Source organism: Streptomyces capillispiralis, from assembly GCF_007829875.1.
GTDB classification, from domain to species: domain Bacteria; phylum Actinomycetota; class Actinomycetes; order Streptomycetales; family Streptomycetaceae; genus Streptomyces; species Streptomyces capillispiralis.
The window spans coordinates 7,571,185-7,591,089 of sequence record NZ_VIWV01000001.1; the positions used below are offsets into that span (position 1 = coordinate 7,571,185).

Annotated in this window: 23 protein-coding genes; 12 read left to right on the forward strand and 11 right to left on the reverse strand. The window is 73.3% G+C overall.

What is annotated here, in order from left to right:
* Nucleotides 1-144 precede the first annotated feature (144 nt).
* Nucleotides 145-903 (forward strand): SDR family NAD(P)-dependent oxidoreductase, encoded by a 759-nt coding sequence (locus FHX78_RS33045; protein ID WP_145871005.1) that lies wholly within the window; start codon nucleotides 145-147, stop codon nucleotides 901-903.
* A gap of 163 nt (nucleotides 904-1,066) precedes the next feature.
* Here the strand turns inward: FHX78_RS33045 and FHX78_RS33050 are convergent, their stop codons facing one another.
* Nucleotides 1,067-1,552: a nucleoside deaminase gene (locus tag FHX78_RS33050; protein ID WP_145871006.1), complete on the reverse strand. Its 486-nt coding sequence runs from the start codon at nucleotides 1,550-1,552 to the stop codon at nucleotides 1,067-1,069.
* A gap of 91 nt (nucleotides 1,553-1,643) precedes the next feature.
* Between FHX78_RS33050 and FHX78_RS33055 the strand changes: the two genes are divergently transcribed.
* Both FHX78_RS33055 and FHX78_RS33060 read left to right on the forward strand, forming a co-directional pair.
* Nucleotides 1,644-2,426, forward strand: coding sequence for a GNAT family N-acetyltransferase (locus FHX78_RS33055; protein ID WP_145871007.1), 783 nt, complete (start codon nucleotides 1,644-1,646; stop codon nucleotides 2,424-2,426).
* Between the two features lie 164 nt (nucleotides 2,427-2,590).
* Nucleotides 2,591-3,550 (forward strand): NAD-dependent epimerase/dehydratase family protein, encoded by a 960-nt coding sequence (locus FHX78_RS33060; protein WP_145871008.1) that lies wholly within the window; start codon nucleotides 2,591-2,593, stop codon nucleotides 3,548-3,550.
* A 94-nt stretch (nucleotides 3,551-3,644) separates the two neighbouring features.
* Here FHX78_RS33060 and FHX78_RS33065 read toward each other — a convergent pair whose 3' ends face one another.
* Together FHX78_RS33065 and FHX78_RS33070 are read right to left on the reverse strand one after the other, a co-directional pair.
* On the reverse strand, nucleotides 3,645-4,085 hold the full coding sequence (locus tag FHX78_RS33065; RefSeq protein WP_145871009.1) for an SPW repeat protein: 441 nt from the start codon (nucleotides 4,083-4,085) through the stop codon (nucleotides 3,645-3,647).
* 91 nt (nucleotides 4,086-4,176) lie between these two features.
* Nucleotides 4,177-5,709 carry an SDR family oxidoreductase gene (locus FHX78_RS33070; protein ID WP_145871010.1) on the reverse strand — a complete coding sequence of 511 codons (1,533 nt, stop codon included), beginning with the start codon at nucleotides 5,707-5,709 and terminating at the stop codon, nucleotides 4,177-4,179.
* A 152-nt stretch (nucleotides 5,710-5,861) separates the two neighbouring features.
* Here FHX78_RS33070 and FHX78_RS33075 point away from each other — a divergent pair, with 152 nt between their 5' ends.
* From FHX78_RS33075 to FHX78_RS33095, 5 genes are all read left to right on the forward strand, one after another.
* Complete coding sequence (locus FHX78_RS33075) at nucleotides 5,862-6,041, forward strand: hypothetical protein (RefSeq protein WP_145871011.1); 180 nt, start codon at nucleotides 5,862-5,864, stop codon at nucleotides 6,039-6,041.
* A 396-nt stretch (nucleotides 6,042-6,437) separates the two neighbouring features.
* On the forward strand, nucleotides 6,438-7,349 hold the full coding sequence (locus FHX78_RS33080) for a glycoside hydrolase family 19 protein (RefSeq protein WP_145871012.1): 912 nt from the start codon (nucleotides 6,438-6,440) through the stop codon (nucleotides 7,347-7,349).
* 106 nt (nucleotides 7,350-7,455) lie between these two features.
* Nucleotides 7,456-8,835, forward strand: coding sequence for a phosphoinositide-specific phospholipase C-related protein (locus FHX78_RS33085; RefSeq protein ID WP_145871013.1), 1,380 nt, complete (start codon nucleotides 7,456-7,458; stop codon nucleotides 8,833-8,835).
* Between the two features lie 240 nt (nucleotides 8,836-9,075).
* Nucleotides 9,076-9,468, forward strand: a complete 393-nt coding sequence (locus FHX78_RS33090; protein WP_145871014.1) for a VOC family protein — start codon at nucleotides 9,076-9,078, stop codon at nucleotides 9,466-9,468.
* Between the two features lie 47 nt (nucleotides 9,469-9,515).
* On the forward strand, nucleotides 9,516-10,613 hold the full coding sequence (locus FHX78_RS33095; protein WP_145871015.1) for an adenosine deaminase: 1,098 nt from the start codon (nucleotides 9,516-9,518) through the stop codon (nucleotides 10,611-10,613).
* Here the strand turns inward: FHX78_RS33095 and FHX78_RS33100 are convergent.
* Complete coding sequence (locus FHX78_RS33100) at nucleotides 10,577-11,092, reverse strand: mycothiol transferase (RefSeq protein ID WP_145871016.1); 516 nt, start codon at nucleotides 11,090-11,092, stop codon at nucleotides 10,577-10,579. The two genes, FHX78_RS33095 and FHX78_RS33100, sit on opposite strands and share 37 nt — an antisense overlap.
* 27 nt (nucleotides 11,093-11,119) lie before the next feature.
* Complete coding sequence (locus FHX78_RS33105) at nucleotides 11,120-12,004, reverse strand: LysR family transcriptional regulator (RefSeq protein WP_145871017.1); 885 nt, start codon at nucleotides 12,002-12,004, stop codon at nucleotides 11,120-11,122.
* Between the two features lie 125 nt (nucleotides 12,005-12,129).
* Here FHX78_RS33105 and mgrA point away from each other — a divergent pair, with 125 nt between their 5' ends.
* Together mgrA and FHX78_RS33115 are read left to right on the forward strand one after the other, a co-directional pair.
* Nucleotides 12,130-13,122 (forward strand): L-glyceraldehyde 3-phosphate reductase, encoded by a 993-nt coding sequence (mgrA, locus tag FHX78_RS33110; protein ID WP_145871018.1) that lies wholly within the window; start codon nucleotides 12,130-12,132, stop codon nucleotides 13,120-13,122.
* 344 nt (nucleotides 13,123-13,466) lie between these two features.
* Nucleotides 13,467-13,877 carry a hypothetical protein gene (locus tag FHX78_RS33115; RefSeq protein WP_145871019.1) on the forward strand — a complete coding sequence of 137 codons (411 nt, stop codon included), beginning with the start codon at nucleotides 13,467-13,469 and terminating at the stop codon, nucleotides 13,875-13,877.
* Between the two features lie 16 nt (nucleotides 13,878-13,893).
* Here FHX78_RS33115 and FHX78_RS33120 read toward each other — a convergent pair whose 3' ends face one another.
* Genes FHX78_RS33120 through FHX78_RS33130 form a run of 3 tightly spaced genes read right to left on the reverse strand, consistent with a single transcriptional unit; the run spans nucleotide 13,894 to nucleotide 16,269 of the window.
* Nucleotides 13,894-15,198: a streptophobe family protein gene (locus tag FHX78_RS33120; RefSeq protein ID WP_145871020.1), complete on the reverse strand. Its 1,305-nt coding sequence runs from the start codon at nucleotides 15,196-15,198 to the stop codon at nucleotides 13,894-13,896.
* Nucleotides 15,199-15,256: 58 nt separating this feature from the next.
* On the reverse strand, nucleotides 15,257-15,688 hold the full coding sequence (locus tag FHX78_RS33125) for a PRC-barrel domain-containing protein (RefSeq protein WP_145872274.1): 432 nt from the start codon (nucleotides 15,686-15,688) through the stop codon (nucleotides 15,257-15,259).
* Entirely contained in the window at nucleotides 15,688-16,269 is a 582-nt protein-coding gene (locus FHX78_RS33130; protein WP_145871021.1) for a PRC-barrel domain-containing protein, read from the reverse strand. Before FHX78_RS33130 ends, FHX78_RS33125 begins: the two co-directional genes overlap by 1 nt.
* Nucleotides 16,270-16,413: 144 nt before the next feature.
* Between FHX78_RS33130 and FHX78_RS33135 the strand changes: the two genes are divergently transcribed.
* A complete protein-coding gene (locus tag FHX78_RS33135; RefSeq protein ID WP_145871022.1) occupies nucleotides 16,414-16,869 on the forward strand; it encodes an ATP-binding protein in 456 nt (151 codons plus the stop codon).
* A gap of 24 nt (nucleotides 16,870-16,893) precedes the next feature.
* Here the strand turns inward: FHX78_RS33135 and FHX78_RS33140 are convergent, their stop codons facing one another.
* Complete coding sequence (locus FHX78_RS33140) at nucleotides 16,894-17,775, reverse strand: RNA polymerase sigma factor SigF (protein WP_145871023.1); 882 nt, start codon at nucleotides 17,773-17,775, stop codon at nucleotides 16,894-16,896.
* Nucleotides 17,776-18,072: 297 nt separating this feature from the next.
* Between FHX78_RS33140 and FHX78_RS33145 the strand changes: the two genes are divergently transcribed.
* Entirely contained in the window at nucleotides 18,073-18,507 is a 435-nt protein-coding gene (locus FHX78_RS33145; protein ID WP_145871024.1) for a helix-turn-helix domain-containing protein, read from the forward strand.
* 28 nt (nucleotides 18,508-18,535) lie between these two features.
* Here FHX78_RS33145 and FHX78_RS33150 read toward each other — a convergent pair whose 3' ends face one another.
* Nucleotides 18,536-19,138: a ClpP family protease gene (locus tag FHX78_RS33150; protein WP_145871025.1), complete on the reverse strand. Its 603-nt coding sequence runs from the start codon at nucleotides 19,136-19,138 to the stop codon at nucleotides 18,536-18,538.
* On the reverse strand, nucleotides 19,138-19,794 hold the full coding sequence (locus tag FHX78_RS33155; protein ID WP_145871026.1) for an ATP-dependent Clp protease proteolytic subunit: 657 nt from the start codon (nucleotides 19,792-19,794) through the stop codon (nucleotides 19,138-19,140). Before FHX78_RS33155 ends, FHX78_RS33150 begins: the two co-directional genes overlap by 1 nt.
* Between the last annotated feature and the right edge of the window lie 111 nt (nucleotides 19,795-19,905).

Sequence of the window (19,905 nt, forward strand, 5' to 3'; positions counted from 1 at the left end):
AAGTATGCCGCAGCCCCGAGGCGAGTCACTTGACTCGCCTCGGAGGGTCCGCTTACGGTGCACCAACAAGACGAGTCGAGTGACTCGCCTCGGGTCTGTGGCACCTAGGCGCATTCCGGGGTTCTCGCACGGTGGAGGAAGTTCATGACAATCGACAAGGTCGCTTTGGTGACCGGTGCGAATCGCGGCCTCGGGCGCAGCGCGGCCATCGCCCTGGCCACACGTGGGGTGCGGGTCGTGGTCACCCACCGCGGCGATGCGGCCGGGGCTGAGAAGACGGTGGAACAGGTGCAGGCCGTGGGTGGGACTGCCGCAGTTCTCCGGCTCGACATCAGCGACGTCTCCTCCTTCGCCTACTTCACCTCAGAACTGGGCGCGCAGCTGGAGCGCTGGGGTGCTTCGCGGCTCGACATCCTGGTCAACAACGCGGGAGTGGGAGTCTTCGGGCCGCTGGAGACTGTCACGATCGACGACTTCGACACGATGATGGGCACCAACGTCCGGGGCACGTTCTTCCTCATCCAGTCGCTGGTGCCGCTGCTGGCCCAGGGCGGCCAGGTCATCAACGTCTCGACGTCACTGACCCGCCACACCAGCCCCGCCACCTCGGCCTACTCCGCATCGAAGGCCGCCGTCGAAGCTCTGAGCCGCACCCTCGCCGCAGAACTCGGACCTCGCGGCATCCGGGTCAACTCCATCGCCCCGGGGCCGACCGCCACCGACTTCAACGGCGGAGCGATGCGGGACGACGCCGGAATGCGCCAGGTCCTGGCCGGGCAGACCGCGCTCGGCCGCGTCGGCGAAGCTGAGGAGATCGGCGACGCCATCGCTACGCTGGCCTCCGAGGGAATGCGCTGGGTCACCGCCCAGCGCATCGAGGTCTCCGGCGGCGCCCTCCTGTGACGCCGGGCGACGGCCGGTGGGGAAGCGGGCAGTGACCCTGGGCAGTGCTGCCGGGCTGCTCCCGGGCGGAGTGGCCCCGGGCCGACGTGCCCGCCCGCGGAAGGATGAGCCCCGGGGGAGGTGATCGGGGGCCGTGATCCCACGGGGCGGCGGGGCCGCCGGGTCAGCCGCGTCCGCGGTGGAACCGCCGGTGCAGCTCCCCGACCTCTTCGGCCAGTTCGGGCACGGGCCCGGCCACCGTCACTCCGGGGGCGATCTCGGTGACGGGCAGCGTGCGCACCGGCGGGGCGGGCACCCCCAGCTCGGCGAGCCAGGACGCCAACTGCTCGGAGGACGCGACGTACACGATGCGTCCCAGGCCCACCCAGGCGTGCGCGGCGGCGCACATCGGGCAGTGCTCGCCCGAGGTGTACACCGTGGCGGCGGCCCGTTCGGCGGGGGTCATGTGCGCCGCCGACCAGCGCGCCAGCTCGAACTCGGGGTGCCGGGTGCGGTCCCCGGACGCCACGCGGTTGCGGTCCTCGGCGAGCACGGTCCCGTCCCCGGCGACGAGGACGGAACCGAACGGCTCGTCGCCGGACTCCAGCGCCTCGGCCGCCAGTTCCACGCAGCGGCGCAGATACGGCAGTTCCTCGTCCCGTACGACCATGGTCCGGCCCTCCTCGCGACGCCCCGGTCGACGGCCACCCTAGGCCAAAACCCGTTGCCGGCGCCGTCGGCCTCGTGCTGGAGTCGGCCGCATGGACCACGCCGCCGTACTCGCCCTGTTCGACCGTCACCTGCGCGAGGGGGCCCGGCCCGACGGCCCCGGCGCGCGCGTCGAGCGCGTCGGCGCGGTGGTGCGCCAGACCGCTCCCGCGCACGGCTGGAACGGCGTCGTGTGGTCCGCCCCGGAGATGCCGGACGCGGACGCGGTGATCGCGGAGCAGATCGCGTACTTCACCGGGCTCGGCCGCGCGTTCGAGTGGAAGCTGTACGGACACGACCTGCCGGCCGGTCTCGGGCAGCGGCTCGCGGCGGCCGGGTTCGTGCCGGAACCGGACGAAACGCTGATGATCGGCGACACCGCCGGGCTGGCCCTCGGCACCGAGCCGCCCGCAGGCATCCGCGTCGTGCCCGTCACCGATCGGGCGGGCGTCGGCCTGGTCGCCGACGTGCACGAGAAGGCGTTCGACGCCGACGCCGCCTGGCTCCGCCGGCAGCTGCTCGAACGGCTCGACCACGACCCCGACACCGTCGTCGCCGTGGTGGCCCTGGCCGGTGACACCCCGGTGAGCGCGGCCCGCATGGAACTCGTGCCGGGCACCGGTTTCGCCGGACTGTGGGGCGGCGGCACCGTACGGGAATGGCGCGGCCGGGGCATCTACCGCGCGCTGGTGGCTTACCGGGGCCGGGTCGCCGTGGACCGCGGCTACCGCTACCTCCAGGTCGACGCCTCCGCCCAGAGCCGCCCCGTCCTCGAACGCCTCGGCTTCGCCGCCCTGACCTCGACCACCCCGTACGTGTACCGGCCGGCGCGGTAGGGCGCTCCCCGCTTTCCCCGGCCGCTCCCCGCTTTCCCCGGCCGCTCCCCCCTTTCCCCGGCCCGGCGGGCCGACTCTTGCTAGTTGCTATCCCGCGAGTTAGAGTCTCTAACAGTTGCGAAGGTCGATAAGTGATCCGTCGCGCCCCTGCCCAGGAGACCGTCATGCCCGCAGCCGCCCCCGACGCCCGCCCCCTGCACGCCGTCCTCGGTTCGGGTCCCGCCGGAACCGCCCTCGCCCCGGAACTCGCCCGCCGCGGCCACCCCGTGCGGCTCGTCGACCGCAAGGGGGAGGGGCCCGCGCCCGACGGCGTCCGGCGCCTGGCCGCCGACGTCGGTACCGCCGACGGCGCGCGGGCGGCCGTCGCGGGCGCCGCCGTGGTGTACCACTGCGTCAACGTCGCCTATCACCTCCAGGTCGAGGTGATGCCCCGCGTCCAGGAGGCCGTGCTCGCGGCCGTCGAGGCGTCCGGTGCCCGGCTCGTCGTCCTCGACACGCTGTATCCGTACGGCAGGACCGGGGGAGCGGTGATGACCGAGGACACCCCCTGGCGGGCGACCGGCCGCAAGGGCCGGATGCGCGCCGACCTGGACGAGGGGTATCTCGCCGCGCACCGCGAGGGCCGCGCCCGGGTGGTGCTGGCCCGCTCCGCCGACTTCGTCGGCCCCGGCGTGCTCAACTCCTCCCTCGGCGCCGCCGTGTTCCCGGGCGCGCTCACCGGGGGCGAGGTGCTGGCACTGGGTGACATCGGTCTGCCGCACAGCTGCACCGCCATCGGCGACGTCGCCGCCGGCCTGGCCACCCTGGGCGAACGGCCCGACGGCGACGGCCGGGTCTGGCACCTGCCGACCGCGCCCGCGGTCGCGACCCGCGACCTCCACGCCCTGATCGAGAAGCGGACCGGCCGGCCCCTGAACGTCGTCGTGCTCGAGGAGATGCGTCCCTTCGGCCCGTTCGACGAGCGGTTCGTCGCCGAGTACGCCGAGATGTTCTACCAGCACACCGAGCCGCAGATCATGGACTCCTCGGCCTTCGAGCAGGCCTTCGGTGTCCGTCCGGCGCCGCTGGAGGAGACCGTCGACGCGACGGTGACCTGGTACGAGCAGTGGCTGTCCCGCGTCTGAGGGGCCCTCGTCCGCCGGGCGGATCCGGCCCCGGACGCGAAAGGGCCGGTCCGCGGTGGGTGCGGACCGGCGCTGGGCTCCTCGTGTGGCCTGCCTACGGCCGGGGAGCGCTCTTGGCTGCCGTGGCCGCGCAGACCGCGCCCAGGATCACGGCGAGGGCGCCGATGATGATGTTGTTCCAGATCACGCCGGCGTCGGGTCCGTCGCCGACGATCCACGGCGAGATGATCATCCACACGCCCAGTGCGCACATGGCCCAGCTCAGGCCGTACATGCGCGCCGGGGCCGCGGTGAACCCCAGGGCGAGCAGACCGATCGCGATGCCCACGATCAGGTTGTGGGTCACGAGCGCGGGCTGGCTCGTCGTGTAGTGGAGTATCCACGGGGACACCGCGCAGTACAGACCGAGCAGGAAGACCGGTCCGTCCACGAGGGCCACGTCACGACCGCCGAGCACGCGGTCGTACCGTGCCCGCATCTCGTGGGTGTCGGGGTGGGTCGTGATGTCACCGCGCGGGTGCGAGACGTTGGCCATGGGTCGTCTCCTTTGACTAGCAGGCCTGACCGCGTCTGGTGCGGTATGCGGTGAAGCGCCGCGTACATCTCATTCTGCGCTTATTTCCCCTTTATGTGTAGGGCGGGGGAGGAGTCCGGTGCGGGCCCGTCCGCGCCGCGGTCCGCGCGATGTTGCGGGCCATGCCGCCGAACACGACGGCGTGGAAGGGGGAGACGGCCCACCAGTACAGGTGGCCGAGCAGCCCGTGCGGATGGAACAGGGCCCGCTGGCGGTACCGGGTGCGGCCGGCGCCGTCGGTCTCGGCGTACATCTCCAGCCAGGCCAGACCCGGCAGCCGCATCTCGGCCCGCAGCCGGAGCAGCCGGTTCGGCTCGATCTCCTCCACCCGCCAGAAGTCCAGGGAGTCACCGGCCCGCAGCCGGGCCGCGTCCCGCCGCCCCCGGCGCAGTCCCACGCCGCCGACCATCCGGTCCAGCAGGCCGCGCGCGGTCCAGGCGAGCGGGAAGGAGTACCAGCCGTTGTCCCCGCCGATGCCCTCGATCACCCGCCACAGGGACGCGCGGGGGGCGTCCACGGTCCGTTCCCGCACGTCCGTGTAGAGGCTGCCGCCCGCCCAGTCGGGGTCGGTGGGCAGCGGGTCGCTGGGGGCGCCGGGCACCGAGGCCGACGACCAGCGGGTCGCCACATCGGCCTCCCGTACGCGCTTCAGCGCCAGCCGCACCGCCTCGTCGAAGCCGATCGGGTGGCCGGGCGGATCGGGCACGTACCGCGCGATGTCGTGCTCCCGGCAGACCACCTCGTGCCGCAGCGACTCGGTGAGCGGCCGGGCGATGCCCGCCGGCACCGGGGTGACCAGGCCCACCCAGTGACTGGACAGGCCCGGCGTGAGCACCGGCACCGGCACGATCACACGCCGCGCGAGCCCGGCGACGGCCGCGTACCGCACCATCATGTCCCGGTAGGTGAGCACGTCGGGACCGCCGATGTCGAAGGCGCGGCTGACGTCCCGCGGCATGCCCGCGCTCCCGACCAGGGCGCGCAGCACGTCGCGCACCGCGACCGGCTGGATCCGGGTGTGCACCCACCGGGGGGTGATCATCACCGGCAGCCGCTCGGTGAGGTGCCGCAGCATCTCGAACGAGGCCGACCCCGACCCGATCACCACCGCCGCGCGCAGCACGGTGGTGGGCACGCCCGAGTCCAGCAGGATCCGGCCCACCTCGGCCCGCGAGCGCAGATGCGGGGAGAGCTCCCGCTCCGGGACGCCCGCGGGGGTGAGTCCACCGAGGTACACGACGCGCCGTACGCCCGCCGCGCGCGCCCGCTCCCCGAAGGCGTGCGCCGCCCGGCGGTCCGTCTCCTCGAAGTCGCGGCCCGTGCCCAGCGCGTGCACCAGGTAGTACGCCACGTCCACCCCGTCCAGCGCCGCCGCCACCGACGCGGGATCGGTGACGTCGCCGCGCACCACCTCCGCGCGGCCCGCCCACGGGTGGTCGCGCAGCCGGTCGGGTGAGCGCGCCAGGCAGCGCACCCGGTACCCGGCGTCGAGCAGCTCGGGCACGAGCCGCCCGCCGATGTAGCCCGTCGCTCCGGTCACCAGGCACAGCGGTGCCGGTCCGGTGCCGTCGTCCGGTGTCGTCACGGGGGCCTCCTCGCGTCGCGTGCGCCTGCTCACTCACTCACCTCCTTCCCCACTTTTCCGGTACGTCCCGGAAACGACGGTCCCGCACATGTCCGCGCCCGGCCGGGGCAGGCGGAACCTACGCAACGCGACGACCGGAGGTGTCCGCCCCCATGAGTACCGTGACCGGAGCGAAGGTGCTGAAGCGGTTCCCCGCGGGTTCCCCGCGCGGATCGTGGCCGGCGGAGGAGTACGCGGCCCGGCGCCGCGCCGAGGGCGAGCCCGCGACGGTCGTCATGGACCTGAGGTCGGACGCCTTCCTGGTGATCGTCACGCCCCGGGACGCCGACTGACGCACCGCCCGGCGGCACCGACGGCACGGGTGGGCATGACCCCCGAAGCCCGGCGGCACCGACGCGCACCGAGTGGACCGTACCCCTGAAGTCCGGCGGCGACGTCACCCCCGGCCCCTCGGCGCGCGGACGGTGTCACCTCGCCCGAACGCGGCACGGCCGACGGCTCGGTGACCTTCCCGGGCCCTTTCGCGGACCGAACTCCACGGCGGCAAGGCACAGTTGACTGGTCTAAACCCTTGACTGGTACAGACCAAAGCGGTTGAGTGTGCTCGGCACCCCCCACCTCGGCCGCCCCCCACTGCCGTGACCGGTCCCGCCGGCGCGTGCGGGCGAGGCCCCGCCCAGGCGTGTCCTCGCCGGGGAGCGGCCCTGTTCCGCGAAGGAGTCGATCCCTTGTCGAGAAGATCGCCGAGAAGGCGCGTCGCCGCCGTGACCGCCGCCCTCGTCCTCGCCGGCAGCGCCCCCGTGCTGCTCCCCGCGGCCACCGCCTCCGCTGCCTCCGCCGCCGCGTGCTCCAGCTACCCGAACTGGGTGGCCGGGAAGTGGTACAACGCCGGTGACATCGTGCGCTACACCGACGGCAGGGCCTACATCGCCGAGCACGCCAACCCGGGCTACGACCCGATCATCAGCACCTGGTACTGGGAGCCGTACGCCTGCGACAACGGCCCCGGGACGCCGGTCGGGAACTTCGTGGTGACCGAGGCGCAGTTCAACCAGATGTTCCCGAACCGGAACCCCTTCTACACCTACAGCGGCCTGACCGCCGCCCTCAGCGCCTACCCCGCCTTCGCCACCACCGGCGGCGACACGATCAAGAAGCAGGAGGCCGCCGCGTTCCTGGCCAACGTCAGCCACGAGACCGGCGGGCTGGTGCACGTCGTCGAGCAGAACACCGCCAACTACCCGCACTACTGCGACTGGAGTCAGCCCTACGGCTGTCCGGCCGGCCAGGCCGCCTACTACGGGCGCGGGCCGATCCAGCTGAGCTGGAACTTCAACTACAAGGCGGCGGGCGACGCGCTCGGCATCGACCTGCTCAACAACCCCTGGCTCGTGCAGAACGACTCCGCCGTCGCCTGGAAGACCGCCCTGTGGTACTGGAACACCCAGTCCGGCCCCGGCACGATGACCCCGCACAACGCCATGGTCAACCAGGCCGGTTTCGGCCAGACCATCCGCAGCATCAACGGCTCGCTGGAGTGCGACGGCAGGAACCCGGCGCAGGTGCAGAGCCGCGTGACGAAGTACCAGCAGTTCACCCAGATCCTCGGAACGTCACCCGGCGGCAACCTGTACTGCTGACGCCCGACCGCGGGGCATGGTGTCATGCACCTGACTTAAAACTCGTCGGGTCCCGGCCCGCGCACGGCAGGTGCGCGGGCCCTCCTTCGGACGAAGGGCAACCAGCATGCGCACCCCCCACGCCCTGCTCACCACGACCGTCACGGCCGCCGCGCTGGCCGCGACGGTCGTGGCCCCCGCACCCGCGGCAGGGGCCGGCACGGTTCCGGCCCCCGGCACGTACTACGTGCAGAGCGCGACGACCGGGCTGAACGCCGCGGACGCCGCCGGCGCCGTCGAGCAGCACAGACCGCGCGGTGACGAGGACCACCAGCAGTGGACCCTGCGCGCCGACGGCGCGTCGCACCTCCTGGAGAACACCGACAGCCCCGGCACCTGCCTCGGCCGCGCCGGCGACCAGGCCCGCACCGTCGCCTGCACGACCCCGGAGGCGCGCTGGGCGATCACCCCCGCCGGCCCCGACCGGTTCACGCTCGCCGCCCCCGGCACCGACCGCCGCCTCACCGTCGCCCCGAAACCCGCCGGGGCCAACCACCCCGCCCCGCTCGCCGTCGGCACCGGCACGGGCGACCTCGCCACCTGGTACCTCACTCCGGTCGTCCCGGTCACACGGCCCATGCCGCCACAGGACACCCGCACCCTGGACCAGGTCACCTTCCTCACCGCCCACAACGCCTACGCCAACGGCGTCGACGGCGGTTTCGCCCCGCCCTTCGTCAATCTCTTCCCCAACCAGAACCGCGGCATCGAACGCCAACTCGCCGACGGCGTCCGCGGTTTCATGCTCGACATCCACCAGACCCCGGACGGCGCGATCCTCTGCCACAACAGCTGCACCCTGGTCAGCCGGCCCGTCGCCCTGTGGGTCGACCTCCAGCGGATGGTCGACTTCCTGCGGTCCCACCCCGACCAGTTCGTCACCGTCTTCCTCGAGGACTACGTCGACCCGGGCGTCCTGCGCGCCGAACTCGCGCGTGTGCAGGGCCTGTCGGACGTGCTCTACCGCCCCGACCGCAGCGGAGTGCGGGAGAACGGCTGGCCCACCATGGGGCAGCTGGCCGCCGCCGGACAGCGACTGCTGATCTTCACCGACCACAGCCGCGCCGCCGACCAGTCCGCCGGACTGACCCGGGACAGCTTCGGCGTGATGTACCAGCGGGAGTGGACCGTCGAGAACCACTGGTCGATGGGTCCGGGCGTCGGCGCCTCGGACTGGTCCTGCTACAGCCGCTGGTACGACGCGAACACCAACATCCCGCTGACCCGCACCGAGCCCGGGTTCCGCCCGCTGTTCGTCATGAACCACTTCCGGGACACCCCGACCGCCGGCACGGCCGGCACGGACAACGGCAAACTCGCCGACCGCGCCCGCCGCTTCTGCCAGCCCGCCGCCCGCAAGAAGCCCACCTACCTCGCCGTGGACCGCTACGACCTCGGCGACCCGGCGGCCGCCGTGACCGCCCTCAACACCTACACCCTCCCGTAAGGCCCCCGGCCCGGCGGCGGTCGTGCCCGGCCCCCGCGCCGGGGCCGGCACGTCCCCGCCGCCCCCGGTACCGGCGCCCCCCGCCTCATGGGCGACGTGGCCGCCGGCGCCCCGCGCCTCGGCGCCGCCGGACCCGGCCGGCCGGACGGGACGCGCTGAACAGGAGACCGCCGAGCGGGGTTGGCGACCCGGTGGTTTTACGTATAACCTCTCCCGTCAATCCCCCTTCGAGAGGTCACGATGAGCCGTATCGCCCTGGTCACCCTCGTCGTCGACGACTACGACGAGGCGATCCGCTTCTACACCGAGGCCCTCGGCTTCCGGCTCGCCGAGGACGCGCCCCGCCCCGACGGCGGCCGCTGGGTCGTCGTGGAACCGGACGCCGGGCACACCGGGGCGGCCCTGCTGCTCGCCCGTGCCAAGGGGGAGGCGCAGCGCGCCCGCGTCGGCGACCAGACCGGCGGGCGCGTCGGCTTCTTCCTGCACACCGACGACTTCGCTCGCGACCACGCGCGCATGACCGCCGCCGGCGTGACCTTCCTGGAGGAGCCGCGCCACGAGCCGTACGGCTCCGTCGCCGTCTTCCAGGACCTGTACGGCAACCGCTGGGACCTGCTCCAGCCCGCCGACTGACCCCGCACCCCACGATCACGATCCGAGCACCGAGGAACGCACCACCCATGACCGCGCCCCGCATCGACGCCGACACCCTCCGCCGGCTGCCCAAGGCCGTGCTGCACGACCACCTCGACGGCGGACTGCGTCCCGCCACCCTGGTGGAACTCGCGGACACGGTCGGCCACACCCTGCCCACCACCGACCCCGACGCGCTCGCCGCCTGGTACGTCGAGGCGGCCGGCTCCGGCGACCTGGTCCGCTACATAGGCACCTTCGAGCACACCCTCGCCGTGATGCAGACCCGCGAGGGCCTGCTGCGCACCGCCGAGGAGTACGTGCTCGACCTGGCCGCCGACGGAGTCGTCTACGGCGAGGTCCGCTACGCGCCGGAACTGATGACCCGGGGCGGGCTGACCCTCCCCGAGGTCGTCGAGGCCGTGCAGGAGGGGCTCGCGGCCGGCATGGCCAAGGCGGCCGCCGCCGGGACTCCGGTGCGGGTCGGGACGCTGCTCTGCGGCATGCGCATGTTCGACCGGACGCGGGAGATCGCCGACCTGGTCGTGGCGTTCCGGGACGCCGGTGTCGTCGGCTTCGACATCGCCGGCGCCGAGGACGGCTTCCCGCCCGCCGACCACCTGGCCGCCTTCACGTACCTGCGCGGCGAGAACGTGCCCTTCACCATCCACGCCGGTGAGGCGCACGGGCTGCCCAGCATCCACCAGGCCCTCCAGGTGTGCGGCGCCCAGCGCATCGGCCACGGCGTGCGCATCACCGACGACATCCCCGACCTCGGGGCCGGCAAGCTCGGCCGGCTCGCCGGCTGGGTCCGCGACCGCCGGATCGCCCTGGAGATGTGCCCCACCTCCAACCTCCAGACCGGCGCCGCCGACTCGATCGCCGGGCACCCGATCACCGCGCTCAAGGACCTCGGCTTCCGCGTCACCCTCAACACCGACAACCGCCTCGTCTCGGGCACCACCATGACCCGGGAGATGTCCCTGCTCGTCGAGCAGGCCGGCTGGACCGTCGAGGACCTGCGCACGGTCACGGTGAACGCGGTGAAGAGCGCCTTCCTGCCGTTCGACGAGCGCAACGCCCTCCTCCGGGACGTCGTGCTGCCGGGCTACACGTCCGTGCTCCGAACCAGCCCCCGCGCATAGGCGGCCTGTCCGACGTGCTGGAGGTCGTCGGACAGGACGCTGACCAGCCGCACGCCCAGCGTCACCGGAGGGTCCCAGCCCTCGTCCACGACGCGCTCCAGGTCCTTCGCGGCCAGGGCGCGCAGGGCGCCGAGGGTCTGGGCATGGACCGCGTCGTGGTAGCCGGTCAGCAGCTCGCCCGCGTCGACCCGCACCTTGGCGACCTTCGCCGAGGTGTGGCCGTACCCGGTGTCGTGGCGGGGCAGGCCGAGACCGAGGCGGCCCGCCCAGCCCTCGGCGAGCCACACCTGGTCGAGTCCGAAGGCGTCGGCGACGTGGTCGTCCTGGACCCGGGTGAGGTGCCAGACCAGCCAGGCGACGGAGTTCGCGGCGGGGCCGGGCCGGGCGTTCAGCCCGTCGGGGCCGAGGCCCTCGACGGCGGCGTGGACCTCTTCCCGGACGCGGCCGAAGCCGTCGATGAGGATGTCCTTGGCATGCATGGTTCCACCCTCGCGCATCCGGGCCCCTCACGCGCCCCCGTGGTCCAGCAGCGCCATCAGCGCCCGGGCCGCCGGACTGATCGCCCGCGGTGACGGCACCAGGGCCACCGTCTCGTACGCCGCGTCGGCCGTGTCCTTCAGGGGCAGCGCGGTGAGCGCCTCGCGCTTGTGCCGGAAGTGCCGCGGCACCACGGCGACGCCCAGGTTCTCGTCGACCAGGTCGAGCAGGCTGTGCACGTCGTTCACCTCCAGCGCCACCGTGCGCCGTACGCCCGCGGCGGCGAAGGCGGCGTCGGTCGCGCGGCGCGGACCCCAGTCGGGGTGGAAGTCGACGAACACCTCCTCGCCCAGGTCACGCGGTGTGACCGGCGCCCCGGCCCGCGCGAGCGGGTGGCCGGGATGGCACAGCACGGTCATCGGCTCGCTGGTGAGCGGCACGCACCGCAGCTGCTCCGGGTCCGCCTCCGTGCGGTAGGCGAAGGCCAGGTCCAGCCGTCCCGCCGCGACCTCCTCGGCCAGCGCCGCCGACCCCCACTGCCGCAGCCGGATCTCCACGTCCGGGTGCCGCCGCCGGAACGCCGCGAGCAGCTCCGCCACGTGCACCCCGGCGATGCACTGCTCCGAGCCGACCGCCAGGGTGCCGCGCAGGACGCCCTGCACCGCCGCCACCGCCTCGTGCGCAGCCCGCACCTGTGCCAGGATGCGCTCGGCCTCCGCCAGCAGCGCCCGCCCGGCCTCGGTGAGGGTCACCCTGCGGGTCGTCCGCACGAACAGCGGCGTCTGCAGCTCGCGCTCCAGGGCCCGGATGGACGCGGACAGGCCCGACTGGGAGACCATCAGCCGTTCCGCCGCGCGGGTGAAGTGCTGGTCCTCGGCGACGGCGACGAAGTGCTGGAGGTGACGCAGTTCCATGATTGAGAAGCGTATCCGCTGAATTCCATCGGATTCTTCTGTTGGACCACTGCCCGCAGGTCACGACAGAGTGGACCAGCGGTTCAACGGAACCGCCAAGACGTGTGCCAACCTCTGGAGTCGCGTTGTACACCGCACACCCCGACCGTTACGCGGACATGCCCTACCGGCGCACCGGACGCAGCGGCCTGAAGCTGCCCGCGCTCTCGCTCGGCCTGTGGCACAACTTCGGTCCCGGCCGTGCGGCCGAGACCCAGCGCGCCATCCTGCGCCGCGCCTTCGACCTCGGCGTCACCCACTTCGACCTCGCCAACAACTACGGACCGCCGCCCGGCGCGGCCGAGACCGCCCTCGGCGAGGCGCTGCGCACCGACTTCGCCCGGTACCGCGACGAGCTGGTCATCTCCACCAAGGCGGGCTATCTGATGTGGCCGGGCCCGTACGGCGAGTGGGGTTCGCGCAAGTACCTGCTGTCCTCCCTGGACCAGAGCCTGACCCGGATGGGCGTCGACTACGTCGACATCTTCTACTCGCACCGCTTCGACCCGGAGACTCCGCTGGAGGAGACGATGGGCGCGCTGCACTCGGCGGTCCAGCAGGGCAAGGCGCTGTACGTCGGCGTGTCCAACTACTCCGCCGAGCAGACCCGCGAGGCCGCCCGCATCCTCGGCGAGCTGGGCACCCCGCTGCTGATCAACCAGCCGCGCTACTCGATGCTCGACCGACGCCCGGAGGACGAGGGCCTGATGGACGCCCTGGACGAGCTCCAGGTCGGCTCGATCGCCTACTCCCCGCTGGAGCAGGGCCTGCTCACGGCCCGCTACCTCGACGGCATCCCCGAGGACTCCCGGGCCGCGAGCGACAGCCCCTTCCTGAACACCGACGCCCTTACCGAGGAGCTGGTGGGCCGGCTGCGCACGCTCAACGAGATCGCCGCGTCGCGCGGCCAGACCCTGGCGCAGATGGCGCTGTCCTGGGTGCTGCGCGGAGGCCGTCTGACCTCGGCCCTGGTCGGCGCGAGCAGCCCCGAGCAGCTGACCGACAGCGTGACCGCCATCCGCAACCTCGACTTCTCCGACGACGAGCTGTCCCGCATCGAGGCGGTCGTCAAGCAGTAGCCCCGCGGACGACGCCGGGGGTCACGCCTCCCTCGGGCACCCGGTCCGGAAGCCGTCCACGGCACGGACCGGGCTCCCGGCGTCGTCCGTGAGCACGTCCGGTCCGGCGGCCGGAGGCGAACCGTCCGCCCCTCGCGCACACCCCGCACCGTTTTCGGCCAGGCCCGGCCGTGAATATGCCAGGAGACTGGCCGGAAACACATGGTGACAGTGTTTCAGCGGTGAACATACTCGACAGCGAGAGCGCTTCACACCGCGCGACGGCGCCCTCACGCACAGCACGCGCGCCACGGACGGGCAGCCGGCCCGTCTCGACAGGCGGGCAACGCAGCGGGGGAGGGAACGTGCACGACGAATTCCTGTGCCACGTCACGGCCTACGGAGTCTGTGACGGCCGGCGCATCGGCGTACCCCTGGGCACCTACCGGGCACCCACGCTCGCCCTCGCCCTGTGGTGGCTGCGCGACCGCGCCTCCTGGATCGCCGAGCGCCTCGACCCCCGGCCCGACGCCGAGCACTTACCGCCGGGCGCGCTCGTTCCCGTCCCCGACGGCGTGCCCGACGTACCCGCCGTGCTGCGCACCTGGTGCGCCGACGCCGCACGGCAGGAGGAGGTGGCCGAGGCGCTCGCCGCCGGACGGATGGTGCGCGTCGCCACCGGCGACGAGACCACGGAGTACGAACTGCTGGCCGAATCCGTGGACGCCCTGCGCATCCAGCGCGCCGCCCGGGTGCTCGGCGTCCCGGTCGCCTGACGGCGCCCGGCCCGGCTCAGCGGCCCGTCGCGCCCCCGCGCCGCGCGGTGTCCGCCCCGCCGGCGTCGCCCCCGCGCCGCACCCGGCGCGCCAGCAACGCCCCCGCGAAGCCGGTGACCAGACCCCACAGCAGGGCCAGCCCCAGCGTGCTCCACGGCCGCGGCCTCAGCAGCACCTGCCCGGAGAACCCCTCGCCCAGGTCACCGATGCCGAGCACCGACAGACCGATCCGCGCGGAGATCCGGGCCATCAGGCAGATCATCAGCACCGTCAGGGCCAGCGCCACCGCCATGTGCACGGCGTGCTGCCAGGCGCGGATCCGCGGCGGGGACAGGGCCGCCGCCACGAACGCGGCGGCCAGCAGCAGCACCGCGACCACCACCAGCAGCCACCACCATTTCCGGCCGTCGTGCTCGACGAGCGTGCCCAGGTTCAGCGTGGAGACGTCCGGTGTGCGCAGCACCTCGTCGAGCACCCGCGGCATGGGCAGCCCGAAGGGCCCCTCCACCCTGCCGTCCCAGGTGGCGCCGAACCCGACCGTCAGGGCGAGCCAGACCACGTTGGGCAGCCCGAGCAGGATCACGGCGAACGTCTCGACCGCGTGGCCCCGGGTGGCCGCGACGAACAGCGCGACGAGGAGGCCGATGACGACGCAGGCGAGCAGCAGCCGCACCATCGCGCGCGCCGCCGGACGCACCGAGGTCTGGAAGCGCAGCAGCCCGGCGGGCAGCGGGGCGCCGCGGGACACCATGAGCGTCACCACCAGGACCCCCGCCAGCCAGACCAGGCCGATGAGCACGCTCACCGGCACGTCGGCGGAGAATCCGACCACGGGCGCCAGCCCGAACAGGTCACCGAGGTCGCCGAGCGGGCCGTCCCCGAGGGAGATCTCGAACGTGTGCCGCGCGGCGAGTGCCAGAGCGAGCAGCGCGAGCAGCCACAGCGCGGCGATCCGCGCGGCCCACCCGGCCAGCTCGGGCGCTCCCGCCACCGCCCGGTGACGCAGCGGGCGCAGGAAGCCCCGGCCGATGACCAGCGCCCCCACGAGGGTGACGGACAGCGGGATCACCGTCAGGCCGCCCTCCGTGCCGGCCAGACCGCCGGCGTCCCCCGACAGCTCGACCCTCCCGCCGACGGCCGTCACCACGGTCGCCGCGACCACCTGCGGGAAGGCACCGCCCGGCAGCTCCGTGGCACCGGCCGCCCACAGCCCCAGCACCGCCACCACGCCCATGGCGATCAGGGCGCCGAGTACCGTGACGAGGGCCTGCGCCCAGCCGTGGCGGGCGACCGGACGGCCGGAAGAGGTGCGTGAGCTCACCTCTGCACGCTAAGCAGCCCCGGCGGCCACCGCCCGCCGGGAGGTCCGTCCGCGTCGCTCAGACCCGGTGGTGCGCATGCCCGGTGCGGATCACCAGCGCGTGGTCGCCGAGCCCCAGCAGACGGCCGGCCGGCAGCTCGCCGGACGTCGTGAGCACCGTCCCGATCCGGGCGGTCAGCGGATCGAACGCGGCGTCGAGCACCGTGCCCCGCTCCTCGCCGCACTCCGTGAGCACCCTGCTGCCGAGCAGGTCACGATGGGGCGGCGCCCCTGCCGGACCGCCGGACGGGCGCACGATCAGCATGTCCGGGCCGACGGCACGCAGGGCGCCCCAGGCCACCACGGCCTCCCTGCGCAGCCGCCCGCGCCCTATCCGGACGTGCGTGACCCTCCCGTGCGCCGCGTCGACCGTCAGGGCCCGCACCACCCCCAGACGCTCCGCGTCGCCCGGCGTCAGCACCGGCAGCCCGCGCACCCGCGAGAACAGCATCACGACGCCACACCCCTCCGGTCGTGCCGGGCGCCGACGCGGGCCACGAACCCCGGCAGGTCGTCGGTGACGTACGTGGTCGCGTGCGCGGGGATCACCAGCGTCCGGCCGGTGACGCTCAGGGCCTCGCCCCGCGGCACGTACACCCGGTGCCGCCGGTGCCGGGAGCCGTGCACCAGCTCCCGGTGCGCGGCGAGCCGGAAGGCGACCAGCCGGCCGCTGGTGCCGCCCTCGACCAGCACGTCCAGGACCGTGCCCACCGCGTCGCCGTCGTCGGTCAGGACCTGCGCCCCGAGCAGCCGCCCGCGCACGGCGTCACGGCGCGCCACCGACAGGGGCAGGTCGAACAGCGCCCCCTCGTCGCGGACCATGACCGCGTGACGCCCCAGGCAGTGCACCGCCGGCCAGGGCAGATCCCGCGGCAGGGGGCCCGACAGCAGGGTCCGGCCGGTCAGGGTGAAACTCGCGATCCGCCGGGCGGACGGGTCGAAGACGGTGTCCTTCACATGCGCCAGGCAGTCCCCGCCCAGCGTCACCACGGGCAGCGTCGTCAGGCTCCGCACCGCCGTCAGTCCGTTCATGGCCCGCCCTTCCGCCGAACCCGGCGGAACCCGGGTTCCCCGCCCCGCGAGGCCGCACACCGATCAGGTGGACTGCGCGGCGGGACTCGGGGTACCAGGACTGGTGCAGATCGTCCGGCCTGCCGGCTTCGCAGAAAGAAACGCATGACCTATCACCTGGACGGGGCAGTGATACCGACTGGTTTCGACGTGCCCGTGGAACCGCTGCGGCGGGCGGCACACTTCACCGGCGAGCCGGGTTGCATCGCCGACGCGCGGGCCTTCGCCGCGCACTTCCTCGAGCAGCTCAGGACCGAGTGGTGCGCCGAGATCGACGAGCGGGCCGACGGCGCCGTGCTCCTGGTGGTGAGCGAGCTGGTGACCAACGCCGACCGGCACAGCGGCGGACCGTACATCCTGGAGCTGGAGGGCACGGCCGCCTCGCTCACGGTGATGGTCTACGACAGCAGCGCCGCCCTGCCCCGCGTCTTCCCCCGCGACCCCCGGCGCGTCGGCCGGCACGGACTGGAGATCGTCCAGGCGCTGGCCCTGCGCGTCGACGTGGAACGGGTGCCCGTCGGCAAGCGCGTGCGGGCGGTCATCGGCCTCGGCGCCGGGTGAGACCGGGGCGGCCGGCCCCGGAGGTCAGGCGCAGCCGAGTTCGCCGAGCATGCCCTCACGCAGGCGGGAGATGATCCGCTTGATCAGACGGGACACGTGCATCTGGGAGCAGCCGAGGCGTTCGCCGATCTCCGCCTGGGTGGCCTCCTCCACGAACCGCATGTGGAGGATCTCCCGGTCACGCTCGCTGAGTTCGGCCATCAGGGGGGCCAGCGCGTGGAAGTCCTCGACGAGCCGCAGCCCCTCCTCCTCGACGCCGATGAAGTCGGCGAGGACGGACTCGCCGCCCTCGGGGCCGTCACCGGTGAGGGCGGCGTCCAGGGACGACGAGTTGTACCCGTTCGCCGCGATCTGCCCCTCGACGACCTGCTGCTCGGTGAGGTTCATCAGCGTGGCCAGCTCGGCGACCGTGGGGTCCCGGTCCAGCCGGCTGGCGAGTTCCTCGCGGGCCTTGGCCAGCTCGACGCGCAGCTCCTGGAGCCGGCGCGGCACGTGCACGGCCCACGTGGTGTCACGGAAGAAGCGCTTGATCTCGCCCACGATGTACGGCAGCGCGAAGGAGGTGAACTCGACCTCGCGGGACAGCTCGAACCGGTCGATCGCCTTGATCAGCCCGATCATGCCGGTCTGCACGATGTCGTCCATGTCGTCGCCCCGGCCGCGGAACCGCCCGGCCGCGAACCGTACGAGGGACATGTTCATCTCGATGAGGGTGTTGCGCGCGTACTGGTACTCGCGCGTGCCCTCCTCCAGCTCCGCCATGCGGCGGAAGAACTGCCGTGACAGCTCCCGGGCGTCGCGCGGGGCCACGGCGCGCGGGTCCACCACGTCCCCCCGGCTTCCGCCGACCGTCCCGGCTTCGGTGTGCTCGTCGTGCGCCTGCGACCGGATCACGGCGGTCTCCATTGCCTCTCCCCACGGACGTCACGGCTGACCTGTGCCTGAGCTGTACCGGCTATCCGGGTACCCAGGTCACGCTGACACATTCGCACCGTGTTCCCACGGCCGGAGGACGCGGTGCGCATCGGTCGTCACTCCTACGACCGATGGTACGGGGCGCAGGCGGGCGTGGCAGCCCGGGCCGGGTCCCGGGCCGTGTCGGCGCGTTGCCGGGCCGCCGGGCGGGCCGTGCCTCACGGGTGCTTCACTCAGGGCGGAACGCCGCTCCCTTCCCCCCGGGACCGGAATTCCTAGGCTGAGGAGGTGACCAGTGAAGCGCCCGACCACGCCCCCGTCATCCCCCTGCGACCCGGCCAGGCCCCGCCGGCCCGGACCCCCGACCCCACGGCCAGAGAGCCCCTGTGGCGGGACCTGGTCGGCGACGTGCTGCGCCGGGAGCGGCTCGCCCAGGAGCGGACGCTGAAGGACGTCGCCGACGCGGCCCGCATCTCCATGCCCTACCTCTCGGAGGTGGAGCGGGGCCGCAAGGAGGCGTCGTCGGAGGTCCTCGCGGCCGCCGCCCAGGCGCTCGGCCTGGGCCTCGGGGACCTGCTGTCACGGGTCCACGGCGAGCTGGTCCGCGTCACCAGCGCCGGGCGCCGGGTGGGCGCGGGCCGGCTCACCGGCTCCGGCCACCGGGCCGCCCCGGGGCGGGGCGTGTCCGGCTCCGCGCACAACGGGCTGTGCCTGGCCGCCTGACCTCCGTCCGCCGACTGGCCCGGCCGCCTCACGTCCCCGTCAGGCGCCGGGCCAGCACCTCGTCCGCCAGGCCGTACACCACGGCCTCTTGGGCGGTGAACACCTTGTCGCGGTCCATGTCCGCGCGCAGGGTCGCCACGTCGTGCCGGGTGTGCCGGGACAGCACCTCCTCCACCTGGGAGCGGATCCGCACCATCTCCTTGGCCTGGAGCGACAGGTCCGACGCGGTGCCCCGTGCCCCGCCCGAGGCCGGCTGCCCGAGCAGCACCCGCGCGTGCTCCAGCACGAACCGCCGCCCCGGGTCGCCGCCCGCCAGCAGCACGGCCGCCGTGGAGGCCGCCTGCCCGACGCAGAACGTCGAGATCGGCGCCCGGACGAACGTCATCGTGTCGTAGATCGCCATCAGCGAGGTGAACGAGCCGCCGGGCGAGTTGATGTAGATCGCGATCTCGCTCTCCGGGGCCTCGGACTCCAGGTGCAGGAGTTGCGCGATGACCACGTTGGCGACCCCGTCGTCGATCTCCGTGCCCAGGAAGATGATCCGCTCCGACAGCAGCCGGCTGAACACGTCGTAGGACCGCTCGCCCCGCGGGGTGCGCTCGACGACGTTCGGAATCGTGTACGTCCCCATCACTGCAGCCCCATCCTGCGTCGTGTCGCCGCCGGGCGGACGTCGTCGAGCGACTCCACCACCCGGTCGACCATCCCGTACTCCCGCGCCTGCTCGGCCGTGAACCAGCGGTCCCGGTCGCCGTCCCGGGAGATGGTCTCCGGGGTCTGTCCGGTGTGCTCGGCGGTGATCCGCTCGATGGTCCGCTTGGTGAAGTCCAGGTTCGCCGCCTGGATCTCGATGTCGGCGGTGGTGCCGCCGATGCCGCCCGACGGCTGGTGCATCATGACGCGCGCGTTCGGCAGCGCGTAGCGCTTGCCCGGCGTGCCGACGCACAGCAGGAACTGGCCCATGCTGGCGGCGAAGCCCATGGCCAGGGTGGAGACGTCATTGGGGATCAGCCGCATCGTGTCGTAGATCGCCAGCCCCGCGTGCACGGATCCGCCGGGACTGTTGATGTACAGGGCGATGTCGGTGCGCGGGTCCTCCGCGGACAGGATCAGCAGCTGCGCGCAGACCCGGTTGGCGGAGACCTCGTCGACCTGGGTGCCCAGCAGCACGATCCGCTGGGCGAGCAGCTGCGCGGCGAGGTGGTCGTCGAACCGGTTCGGCGGGGTCTCGCCCTCCTCGGCCCGGGGCAGTACGGCCGGCCACGGGCCGGCGGTGCGTGGAGACATGGGCGCTCCTGGTGGTCGCTCGTCGGAACGCGGCCGGGACGACCGCGTTCCTCCACTGTCGACGGGCCGGCGGGGCGGGCGGGGAGATCTCTGCCCGTGGCAGATTCGCCA